Source organism: Rhodococcus sp. 7Tela_A2, assembly GCF_049311045.1.
Lineage (GTDB): Bacteria > Actinomycetota > Actinomycetes > Mycobacteriales > Mycobacteriaceae > Rhodococcus.
The window spans coordinates 17,334-28,138 of sequence record NZ_JAXION010000056.1; the positions used below are offsets into that span (position 1 = coordinate 17,334).

A 10,805-nucleotide genomic window follows, 5' to 3' on the forward strand; every position below is an offset into this window, starting at 1 on the left:
TCAGATCGCCCCGGCAGCCCCCGGGTGAGCCCCGAGATGCGCGAGCTTGTCGGGGTTGCGTACCACGTACACGCCCGTGATCAGGTCGTTGTCGATCTCGAACTGGAGGACGAGATCGAGTTTTTCACCTGAGTACACGAGCAGTCCCGGCATGCTGCCGACCGGGACGGCCTCGATTCTCATGTCCGGCAGCGGGTGCCGCACGAGCCCGCCGAACAGCCGCGCCACTCGGGCCGCGCCGATCACCGGAACCCTGGCTGCGGTGGCCTTGCCTCCTCCGTCCGCGATGTACACGACGTCGGGTGCCAGCAGTTGCAACAGGGTGTCGACGTTGCCGGTGGTGGCGGCGGCCAGGAATTCGACGACCACCCGGTTCGCCTCCTCACCCGCGGGGGTGAACCGACGGCGGCGCGCACGGACGTGTTCGCGCGCTCGGTGGGCAATCTGCCGCACGGTGTCCTCGCGGCGGTCGACGGTCTCGGCGATCCGGGCGTGGTCGAATCCGAACACCTCACGCATCACGAACACTGCACGTTCGAGCGGACTCAACGTTTCCAGGACCAGCAGCATCGCCAGCGACACCGACTCGGCGAGTTCGATCGCCCCGGAGGCATCCGGCACTGTGAGCACAGGCTCGGGAAGCCACGGGCCCACGTATTCCTCGCGGCGACGCCGCGCCGAGCGCAGACTGTTGAGCGCCTGACGGGTCACGATCTGCGCCGCGTATGCACGCGGGTTGTCGACCGCGGCCCGATCGGTGCCGGCCCAGCGCATGAAACTGTCCTGGAGGACGTCTTCACTGTCGGCGACGCTCCCGGTGATCTCGTACGCGATCGAGAACAACAGCCCCCGGTGTTCGGTGAAGACGTCCTCGGCCGTCACTGCGCACTCCTCGCGGGTCGAATGAGGCCGCAGCCCTGACCTTCCGCCGATCGGAGGTCGCGGCCCCGAGCCTGTCGTCGCATCGACAGGATCGTCCCACGCAATATCGATTCCTTCACCGGTGCGACGACCCGGCCACGCAGCGAGAACGCGGAGGGGCTGTCGTCACGTGCGGTGAACTGCACCGCGCCGCGGCCGCGTCCGAGCGAGAGACATTGGGCGACGAACCTCAGCGACAGCGTCGAGGGTGAACGGCCTTGCAGGATCTCCCAAACGGTGTCGGCACCGTGCGCGCCGAGCGGCATCGCGGCCTGGCAGCTCATCCGGATATGGTCCCGGCCCGCGACGGTCACTGCGTCGCCGACACCCACCACGGCGGTGCCGTCCGCCGACTGCAGGCCGGCGTCGACGCGCAGCCTGCCGGAGGCGTCCACCGGCAGCCCGCTGCGACGGGCGAGGTCGGGAACCGAGAATCCGCCGGCCCAGACGACGAGCGCAGCGGGGATCGCGGTGCCGTCGTCGAGGAGTACCGCGTCCTCGGTCAGGCGCGTCGCATGCACGCGCGGCCGCACGTCGATACCGAAGCTGTCCAATGTGCGGTTCACGTACTGCCGGGTGCCGTCCGGAAAGCCCGCGCCCGGGTCACCGACGAGGCTGTAGTCGGCCCCGGGATGTTCGGACGCGAGTTCGGCGGCGGCTTCGATGCCGGTGAAGCCCCCACCCACGACCACAACCGGCGCGTGGGCGGGAAGTTCGGCGAGCGCGTTGTGCAGCGCTGTCGCAGATTCGAGGTCGGAGACGGAGAACGCTCTTTCCATCCCGGGCACGGCGCTCGTTGCCGGGCCGCTTCCGACGGCGTACGCGACGGCGTCGCACCGCAGTGCCGTGCCGTCGGTGAGCGTTACCGCGTCGGGCTCGATCCGTTCCGCCGTAGCCACTCGCAGCGAGGCGCGTGGATGCAGCAGGTCGGCGAGGTTGTGGGTGGCAGACCCCGAACCGGCGGCCACCTGGTGCAGTCGGGTTCGTTCGACGAACACCGCCCGCGGATTCACCACGGTCACCGCGACTTCGGGGTGGCGTGCCAGCCGATTTGCTGCTGTGACGCCCGCGTACCCCGCGCCGACCACCACCACGTCGAATTGCGTTGTCATCTCGATCGCCCTTCACTCGGTTCGGATGTGTCACCGATGGGACACCGGTGGAGCGCGGTGTGTGACATCCGACGGGTCACCGCCCGATGCGGTGCTGCCAGGCCTCGAGAGACGCGGACTCGGCCGCGTCGCGCCCCGCGTGGAAACCGTCGGCGTCGATCCCGCGGCTTCGGGACGCCCGGGTAGTGGGGAAGAGACGCCGGAACTCGGTGTCCACCGCTTCCGAGCGGCGCGCCAGGATCGGCGCGAGGGAGGTCACCGGAACGTGCGCGTCGGCGGCGGCACCCGCCGTGGCCCGAGCGTCGGCCTCGCGCAGCCTCTCGCCGACCCGCTTCGCGTAGCCGGTGAGGAACGCGCGGCGGAACGCCGTTGCCGACCCGCCGCGCCGGCCGGCGGTTCCGGCGGCACCGAGAGCGCGGGTCGCCTGTACGAGGAGTGAGGTGAAGAGAAGCTCGACCTGTGCAAGATCTGCCACGGTGCCGACGACGGTCGCGATCTGCACGCGGGTGAACCACACGGTGCGGACCCGATTGGCGTCGCCGATCGCGGTGAGCAGCAGCACCTTCTCTTTGATGTACGGGCCGTCGAGGTGGAGACGCCGGCCGCGCACGGGATCGGTGAGACGAGTGGTACCGGTGAGCAGTGCGGAGCCGAGCGCGTACCGCGTCACGAGTTCCTGCGCTTTCGCAGTGAGCGCCTCGGCCTCGTCGGGGAAGTCGGTGGATTCCGCTTTCGACAGCAGACCGCGGATGCGGTCGAGCACGCGTGGATCGGGTGCGGCCTCTGTGGTGTCGCCGGGAGTGCGCAGGGGTGGCCACTGCGAGGGTGGGGCATCGAGCCGGGTGAACGCCGGTAGGTACTTCCAGGTGAAGGCCAGCCCGTCGACCTGGTAGCGGGAGATCTCGGGACATGCGTATCGCAGGCCCGTCCAGAGGTCGGGCGAGAGCGCGGCGAGCCGGGCGGGCACCGGGTGCCGTTCGGCGATGGCCTGCACTTGCCGTACCCAGTCGTCGGGAGCGCGTTCGGCGGCCCGGTTACGGCGCGCATCGAAGAGCACGGTGAGCGCGGCGAGCGGGATGTCGGTGTCGTCGCCCGACCTCGCGGTCAGGTGCAGTATGTCGGCGGGTTGCCAGCCGCGCTCGTAGACATCCCCGAGTTCGGCGAGGAGCACCTCGGCGTGCAGCTCGTCTGTTCGAATGTATGTTCTATCGCTCCGCATGAGCGGAGTGTGGCGCACCCCACCGACAGAACCGGTGGGGCGTCGCGAACCTGCTGGTGAGGGCTCAGTCCTCGTCGACGTAGCGCGGGAACACCGGGGACGGTGCGGGGAGCGCGGTGCCCGGCACGAGCCGCGTGGCGATGTCCGCGAACTGCCGGGCGCCGGGGTCCTGGCCGAGCAGATCGAGGATCTTGGCACCGGAATCGGGCATCACCGGCTGAACGAGGATCCCGACGATACGCACGACCTCGAGCGTGACGTAGAGAACCGTCGCCATGCGCTCGGGATCGGTCTTGCGGAGCACCCACGGCTGCTGCGCGGAGAAGTAGCGGTTGGTTTCGCCGAGCACTCGCCAGATCGCCTCGAGGCCGAGGTGCAGTGCCTGCACGTCGAACTCGGCGCGCACCTCGTCGAGCAGTGCGTCGGCCTGCGCGAGCATCGCCTCGTCTTCCGCGGTGAAAGCACCCGGAGTCGGAGCCTGACCGTCGAGGTTCTTGGCGACCATGGTGAGCGAGCGCTGCGCGAGGTTACCGAGGTCGTTGGCGAGGTCGGCGTTGATGCGGCTCGCGATGGCGTCGTGGCTGTAGCTGCCGTCCTGGCCGTACGAGATCTCACGCAGCAGGAAGAAGCGCAACTGGTCGAGACCGAAGCGCTCGACCATCTCGAGGGGATCGACGACGTTGCCCACCGACTTGGACATCTTCTCGCCCTTGTTGAACAGGAACCCGTGCACGAACACCCGCTTGGGCAGTTCGAGGCCCGCGGACATCAGGAATGCGGGCCAGTAGACGGTGTGGAACCGCGTGATGTCCTTGCCGATGATGTGCAGGTCGGCGGGCCAGTAGCGCCGGTAGGACTCGGATTCGGTATCGGGGAACCCGGCACCGGTGAGGTAGTTGGTGAGGGCATCGACCCAGACGTACATCACGTGCTCGGGATTGCCGGGGACGGGAACACCCCAGTCGAACGTGGTGCGCGAAATCGACAGATCCTTGAGCCCGCCGGCGACGAAGCTGACGATCTCGTTGCGCCGGGTCGCGGGGGCGATGAACTCGGGCTGTTCCTCGTACAGCTTCTGCAGCCGGTCCTGATACGCCGACAAGCGGAAGAAGTACGTGGACTCCTCGGTCCATTCGACGGGCGTGCCGGTATCGGTGGAGATGCGCGACCCGTCTTCGAGCAACGTCGTCTCGGCGTCGGTGTAGAAGGCCTCGTCGCGGACGGAGTACCAGCCCGCATAGGTGTCGAGATAGATGTCGCCCGCATCGACCATCCGCTGCCAGATCGCCGCGCTCGCCTCGAGATGGTCCTGGTCCGTCGTACGGATGAACCTGTCGTACGAGATCTTCAGGGCCTTGTCCATCGCCTCGAAGACGTCGGAGTTGCGCGACGCGAGGTCGGTGACGGAGATTCCTTCTTTCGCCGCCGTCTGCTGCATCTTCAGGCCGTGCTCGTCGGTACCGGTGAGGAAGCGGACGTCGAAGCCGTCGAGACGCTTGAACCGGGCGATCGCATCCGTGGAGATGTACTCGTAGGCGTGCCCGATGTGCGGGACGCCGTTCGGATACGCGATCGCGGTGGTGACATAGAACGGCGGGCGGGAGGAATCAGGCGCAGTCATGGTGGCGCTAGTTTATAGGGCGTGAGCAAAGCCCGTCCCGCCCCCGAACCCCCGCAGCCGCTCGCGCCTCTCGTGGACGCCCACACGCATCTCGATGCGTGCGGAGCGCACGACGCCGCGACCACCGCCGCCATCCTGGATCGGGCCGCCGCGGTGGGAGTCGGGCGGGTGGTCACCGTCGCCGACGATCTCGATGCCGCGAAGTTCGCGGTCGAGGCCGCCCATTGGGACGAGCGCGTGTTCGCCGCGGTGGCGATCCATCCAACCCGTGCCAACAGCCTCGACGACGCGATGCGCGCCGACATCGAGACGCTCGCCGCCGATCCGCGGTGTGTCGCGGTGGGGGAGACGGGCCTGGATCTGTACTGGCCGGGCAAGCTCGACGGCTGCGCCGAACCCGCGGAACAGGAAGACGCGTTCCGCTGGCACATCGATCTTGCGAAGCGCCTGGGCAAGCCGTTGATGATCCACAACCGTGAGGCCGACGCGGACCTGCTGCGTGTGCTCCACGCCGAGGGCGCACCGGAGACCGTGATCTTCCACTGCTTCTCCTCGGACGCGGACATGGCACGCAAGTGCGTCGACGCCGGGTACGTGCTCAGTTTCTCGGGCACCGTGAGTTTCAAGAACGCGAAGGCCCTGCGGGAGGCCGCACCGCTCGTGCCCGCCGACCTCGTGCTGGTCGAGACCGATGCGCCGTTCCTGACACCGCACCCCTTCCGTGGTGCGCCCAACGAGTCGTACTGCCTGCCGTACACGGTGCGGGCGCTCGCGGAGGTGCGGGGCGAGAGCGCCGAGGAACTCGCACACGCGACCACAGCGAACGCCGAACGGGTATACCGACTTTCGTGAACGACACTCACGTGGGCAGCCACCGCGTGAGACCGTAGGGTTCATGCGCGCATTCGTCCACACCTCCCACCCCTCTCGGGTGATCTTCGGGGCGGGGAGCGCAGCGGGTGTCGCCGACGAGGTTCGGCGACTCGGCGGCACGCGGGTGCTGCTGCTCGGAGGCGCCCATGTGGATGCGCAGGCCACCCTCGTGGAAGAGATTCTCGGTCCGCTGATGGTTGCGCGCTTCGACGGGGCGGAGATGCATACGCCCGTCCTGGTCACCGAGCGCGTGATCGTGAGCATGGCCGAGCACTATGTCGATGCGATCGTCGCGGTGGGCGGTGGCTCGACCACCGGTCTCTCGAAAGCGCTTGCGCTTCGTAGCGGGCTGGACCAGGTCATTCTGCCGACCACCTATGCCGGTTCGGAGGTGACGCCCGTACTGGGCGAGACGTCCGAGGGTGTGAAGGTCACGCGTTCGTCTCGGGAGATTCTGCCGGAGACGGTGATCTACGACGTCGACTTCACCGCAACTATGCCGATTCCCCTGGCCGTGACCAGCGCGATCAACGCTCTGGCACACGCGGTGGAGGCACTGTATTCCGAGCATGCGAACCCTGTCGTCGACGCTCTCGCGGTCGAGTCGATCTCGGCGATCGGTCGCGGTCTGCCCGCGCTGGGTGCCGATCTCGCGGACCTCGAGGGCCGGTCGGATCTGTTGCTCGCCGCGTGGCTGGCCGGAACCTGCCTCGCCTCCGTGGGCATGGGCCTGCATCACAAGATCTGTCACGTCCTCGGCGGATCGTTCGGTCTGCCGCACGCCGCGGTACACACCGTGATGCTGCCACACGTCATGGCGTACAACGCGGTGTCGGTCCCGCGCGTGATGGAACGGATCGCCGACGCGCTGGTCACTCCGACGGCACCCGCTGGGGTGTACGACCTGATCGCCGCGGCAGGCGGCCCGACGACCTTGGCCGAACTCGGTATGGCCGAAGCGGACCTCGACGAGGCTGCGCGACTGGCGACGGAGAAGCCCTATCCCAACCCGCGTGAGGTGACCCGTGTGGGTGTGCGGCGTCTGCTGGGAGAGGCCTTCGCGGGCACCAGACCGGAGTGAGGCTTTTCCTTGTAGTTGAACCTACAACCATCTTTTGTTAGCTTGGTTGTCGCGTCAACTATTTGTCGCGTCAAGCGCTGGGGCCGTCGGCTCCGCCCATCGAAAGGCCCCCTGTGAACAGCACGCTCGCTCGCGACATCGGAATCCTGGTCGCCCGTCTCGGCATCGGCATCATCTTCTTGGTCCACGGCCTCCAGAAGCTCAACGTCTGGGGATACGAGGGCACCAAGGCCGGCTTCGAGGGTATGGGTGCGCCGATCCCTGCCGTCACCGCGTTCGTGGCCACGTGGGTGGAGGTGCTCGGCGGGCTCGCGCTGATCCTCGGCGTCCTCGTCCCGGTGTTCGGGGTCCTGCTGTTCCTCGTCATGGCCGGTGCCTTCTTCATCGCGCACGTCGACAACGGCGTGTACGCCGCGGACGGTGGATTCGAACTCGTCACCGCACTCGGGCTCGGGGCGCTGCTGCTCGCCGTCGTCGGGGCGGGTGCATTCAGCGTGGACCGCTTCCTCGCGCCGAAGATTCCGCTGCTCCGCGCCGCGTAACCGCGAGGGCGACGAGAGGCTGCGGGTGCACCACCCGCAGCCTCTTTTGCTGTCCGATTCCCGCAGATTCGGCGGGCTTTGCCGTCGAATGTTCCGTGAAATGCATCGGCATATCGGAAAGCTGTAAGACGCGTCACATGCCTCCCATATCGGACATTCACACCATGGTCGGCACATCGTTTATATGCGGCTTCCAATCACGAAATGTAACCTCGGGAATTTCGTAGTAAACGCAGGTAGAGGGCATCGGGTTGCCATAACAATATCGGTTCGTTACCGTGCTGTAATCACCGTCGTCTTCTGACTGGAATTGTTGTGTCACCTCTCAATAAGATCAACTCTACGAAATCCCCGGTGTTATTCGCCGTGATCGCCGCACTGCTTGTGACGCTTGTGGCAGGTGGGATAACAGCGGTCGTCAAGCATAAAGACTTGACGCTCGACATCGACGGAGAGACCAGGGCCTTCGGGACCATGAGCTCCACCGTCGGCGACATTCTCGAGGACGCCGGTTACGCCGTCGGCGAGCACGATGTCGTCGCGCCCGCTGTCGATGCGAAGGTCTCCGACGGCGACACGCTCGTGCTGCGTCGGGCCCGGGAGATCCAGCTGACCGTGGACGGGGAGAGCCGCTCGGTGTGGACGACGGCACTCACTGTCGACGAGGCGCTCGACCAGTTCCGGCTGGGCGACGACGTCTACGTGTCGGCATCGCGTTCGCATCGTCTGCCCCTCGAAGGTTCTGATCTCGAGGTCGTGAGCCCCAAGAATGTGCGGTTGGCCGACAACGGCGCTCCCGCCGCAGAGGTCCGGGTCGCCGCGCCCACCGTCGGCGATCTCCTCGAGAGCCAGAACCTGTCCCTCGAGCAGGCCGACTCGGTCAATCACCCGCTCGACGCCCCGCTTGCCGAAGGCATGGAAGTGGTGGTGACCCGCGACCGCGTCGAGTCCCGCACCGAGCGCATGCCCATCGGTCAGCCCGAAAACAGGGTCGACGATCCCGGCATGTTCGAAGGTGAGATCGCCCACGACAACCCCGGTACGCCGGGCGAGCGTGAGATCACCTTCGACGTGCACACCGTCAACGGCGTGGAGGTCGGACGCACCGAAACCGCATCGAACGTCCTGACCGAGCCCGCACCCGCCGTGGTGCGCGTGGGCACGAAGCCGAAGCCCGCGCCTCCGGCTCCGCCCGCCGCTCCCGCATCGGGACGCGGTTCGACCTGGGATTCGCTCGCACAGTGCGAGGCCACGGGCAACTGGGCTGCCAACACCGGTAACGGGTTCTACGGCGGTCTCCAGTTCACCCAGCAGACCTGGGCGGCATTCGGCGGAACCCAGTACGCTCCCCGCGCCGACCTTGCGACTCGTGAGCAGCAGATCGCGGTCGCCGAGAAGGTTCAGGCCGGTCAGGGCTGGGGTGCATGGCCTTCGTGCACCAGCAAGCTCGGCCTGCGGTGAGGCCTTCCGATGACCTCGCGGTGCGCATGACGCGCCTACAGGTGCGCTAGGTTCGCCTCGTGCCAGCAGATTCTTCAGACGCCACCCCGGCTTCTCCCCGCGGCCTCGCCGCCTTGCTCGGACCCGCAGAGGTCCGCACGCTCGCGGAGGAGTTCGGGGTGCGTCCGACAAAGCAACTCGGACAGAACTTCGTCCATGACGCCAACACGGTGCGACGCATCGTGAACGTCGCGGGTGTCGACCGCGACGATGTGGTGCTCGAGGTCGGGCCGGGCCTGGGTTCTCTCACCCTCGCTCTGCTCGACGTCGTCGATCGGGTGGTGGCCGTCGAACTCGATCCGAGGCTCGCCGAGCGCCTCCCGGGCACGGTCGCGGAGCGTGCGCCCGAACTGGTGGACCGGCTCGACGTCGTGCACATGGACGCGATGAAGGTGCTGCCCCGAGATCTGCCGGCGGCGCCGACCGCGTTGGTGGCGAACCTGCCGTACAACGTCGCAGTACCCGTTCTTCTGCACCTGTTCTCCGAGTTCCCTTCCATCCGTACGGCATTGGTGATGGTGCAGTCCGAAGTGGCTGATCGCCTCGCCGCCGAGCCGGGCGGCCGGATCTACGGGGTGCCGAGTGTGAAGGCGCGTTTCTTCGGTGACGTCCGGAGAGCGGGCGCCGTGGGGCGTGCGGTCTTCTGGCCGGTGCCGAAGGTCGAATCCGGACTGGTTCGCGTCGATCGGTACGCGGAGCCGCCGTGGCCGACCGACACCGCGCACCGCAAGAAGGTGTTTGCTGCGGTCGATGCTGCATTTGCGCAGCGCCGCAAGACATTACGTGCGGCGCTGAGCACGTGGGCGGGCTCTCCCGCGGAAGCGGAGCGTCGCCTCGTCGCGGCGGGAATCGACCCGTCCACGCGGGGGGAGAAGCTCGACGCCGCCGCGTTCGTGCGACTCGCGTCCGTGGAATAATGGTGTGATCCAGCTCACTGACGCTGGTGGGGCGCCGTCCGTATGTGGTCTACTGATCTCGGTCGTTGGATATTGTGTTTGTGGTTAGCCCCTCGCACATTTCTGGTTGCGAGCGGATGCGATTAGCCACCACGGAATCGTCTCAATCGTGTAGTGACAGGCCCGGGAGGCACACAGTCTCCCGACGAGACAGGACAGTGTTTACGCGTCCTGCCTGCTTTAAGGAATACAGAATGACTGAAGGTACCGTGAAGTGGTTCAACGGCGAAAAGGGCTTCGGCTTCATTGCCCCGGCCGACGGCTCCGCTGACGTCTTCGTGCACTTCTCCGAGATCCAGGGCGGCGGCTTCCGCACCCTCGAGGAGAACCAGCGCGTGAGCTTCGAGATCGGCCAGGGCCAGAAGGGCCCGCAGGCCACCGGCGTCACCGTTATCGGCTGACACCAACTTTCTCCGGCGGGGCCGGCCCCCGTGCGGGGGGGCCGGCCCAGCTGTATTTCCGGATCACCTGTGTTTCCGGATCAGTTGTATTTCTGTGGGCGCCAACCTGTTTCACCCTGCTCGGGATGTGCGGTGGGATGTGACCCCACCCACCATGCATAGCGGGTGGCCACGATCTGTGATCTAATGGAATCTGGTCGTTAGGTAGTGTGTTTGCGGTTAGCCCCTCGCACATTTTCTGGTTGCGAGCGGATGCGAAACCCCACGGAATCGTTTCAATCGTGTAGTGACAGACCCGGGAGGCACACAGTCTCCCGACGAGACAGGACAGTGTTTACGCGTCCTGCCTGCTTTAAGGAATACAGCATGACTGAAGGTACCGTGAAGTGGTTCAACGGCGAAAAGGGCTTCGGCTTCATTGCTCCGGCCGATGGCTCCGCTGACGTCTTCGTGCACTTCTCCGAGATCCAGGGCGGCGGCTTCCGCAGCCTCGAGGAGAACCAGCGCGTGAGCTTCGAGATCGGCCAGGGCCAGAAGGGCCCGCAGGCCACCGGCGTCACCGTTATCGGCTGACACCAA

General features: G+C 66.7%; 11 protein-coding genes. 7 read left to right on the forward strand and 4 right to left on the reverse strand.

Features of this window, described 5'->3' with window-relative positions:
- The 4 genes from TVH25_RS12235 to metG all read right to left on the reverse strand — a co-directional run bounded on the left by TVH25_RS12235 (position 1) and on the right by metG (position 4,873).
- A complete protein-coding gene (locus TVH25_RS12235; RefSeq protein WP_422424293.1) occupies positions 1 to 882 on the reverse strand; it encodes an RNA polymerase sigma-70 factor in 882 nt (293 codons plus the stop codon).
- Positions 879 to 2,033 carry an NAD(P)/FAD-dependent oxidoreductase gene (locus TVH25_RS12240; protein ID WP_422424295.1) on the reverse strand — a complete coding sequence of 385 codons (1,155 nt, stop codon included), beginning with the start codon at positions 2,031 to 2,033 and terminating at the stop codon, positions 879 to 881. The genes TVH25_RS12235 and TVH25_RS12240 overlap by 4 nt, the downstream gene beginning before the upstream one ends.
- 76 nt (positions 2,034 to 2,109) lie before the next feature.
- Positions 2,110 to 3,252: a DUF2786 domain-containing protein gene (locus tag TVH25_RS12245; RefSeq protein WP_378528824.1), complete on the reverse strand. Its 1,143-nt coding sequence runs from the start codon at positions 3,250 to 3,252 to the stop codon at positions 2,110 to 2,112.
- Between the two features lie 64 nt (positions 3,253 to 3,316).
- Entirely contained in the window at positions 3,317 to 4,873 is a 1,557-nt protein-coding gene (metG, locus tag TVH25_RS12250; RefSeq protein WP_169621477.1) for a methionine--tRNA ligase, read from the reverse strand.
- Between the two features lie 21 nt (positions 4,874 to 4,894).
- On the opposite strand from metG, the gene TVH25_RS12255 reads away from it, so the two are divergent.
- From TVH25_RS12255 to TVH25_RS12285, 7 genes are all read left to right on the forward strand, one after another.
- Positions 4,895 to 5,725, forward strand: a complete 831-nt coding sequence (locus TVH25_RS12255) for a TatD family hydrolase (RefSeq protein ID WP_169652541.1) — start codon at positions 4,895 to 4,897, stop codon at positions 5,723 to 5,725.
- A 43-nt stretch (positions 5,726 to 5,768) separates the two neighbouring features.
- The gene (locus TVH25_RS12260) at positions 5,769 to 6,827 is read left to right on the forward strand and encodes a maleylacetate reductase (protein ID WP_296551002.1); all 1,059 of its coding nucleotides are present in this window, start codon (positions 5,769 to 5,771) and stop codon (positions 6,825 to 6,827) included.
- A 113-nt stretch (positions 6,828 to 6,940) separates the two neighbouring features.
- Positions 6,941 to 7,369, forward strand: coding sequence for a DoxX family protein (locus TVH25_RS12265; protein ID WP_169621480.1), 429 nt, complete (start codon positions 6,941 to 6,943; stop codon positions 7,367 to 7,369).
- Positions 7,370 to 7,684: 315 nt separating this feature from the next.
- Positions 7,685 to 8,830: a resuscitation-promoting factor gene (locus tag TVH25_RS12270; protein WP_169652538.1), complete on the forward strand. Its 1,146-nt coding sequence runs from the start codon at positions 7,685 to 7,687 to the stop codon at positions 8,828 to 8,830.
- A 59-nt stretch (positions 8,831 to 8,889) separates the two neighbouring features.
- On the forward strand, positions 8,890 to 9,786 hold the full coding sequence (gene rsmA, locus TVH25_RS12275) for a 16S rRNA (adenine(1518)-N(6)/adenine(1519)-N(6))-dimethyltransferase RsmA (protein WP_422424296.1): 897 nt from the start codon (positions 8,890 to 8,892) through the stop codon (positions 9,784 to 9,786).
- 233 nt (positions 9,787 to 10,019) lie between these two features.
- Positions 10,020 to 10,226, forward strand: a complete 207-nt coding sequence (locus TVH25_RS12280) for a cold-shock protein (RefSeq protein ID WP_072699748.1) — start codon at positions 10,020 to 10,022, stop codon at positions 10,224 to 10,226.
- A gap of 366 nt (positions 10,227 to 10,592) precedes the next feature.
- On the forward strand, positions 10,593 to 10,799 hold the full coding sequence (locus tag TVH25_RS12285) for a cold-shock protein (protein WP_169621483.1): 207 nt from the start codon (positions 10,593 to 10,595) through the stop codon (positions 10,797 to 10,799).
- Positions 10,800 to 10,805: the final 6 nt, after the last annotated feature.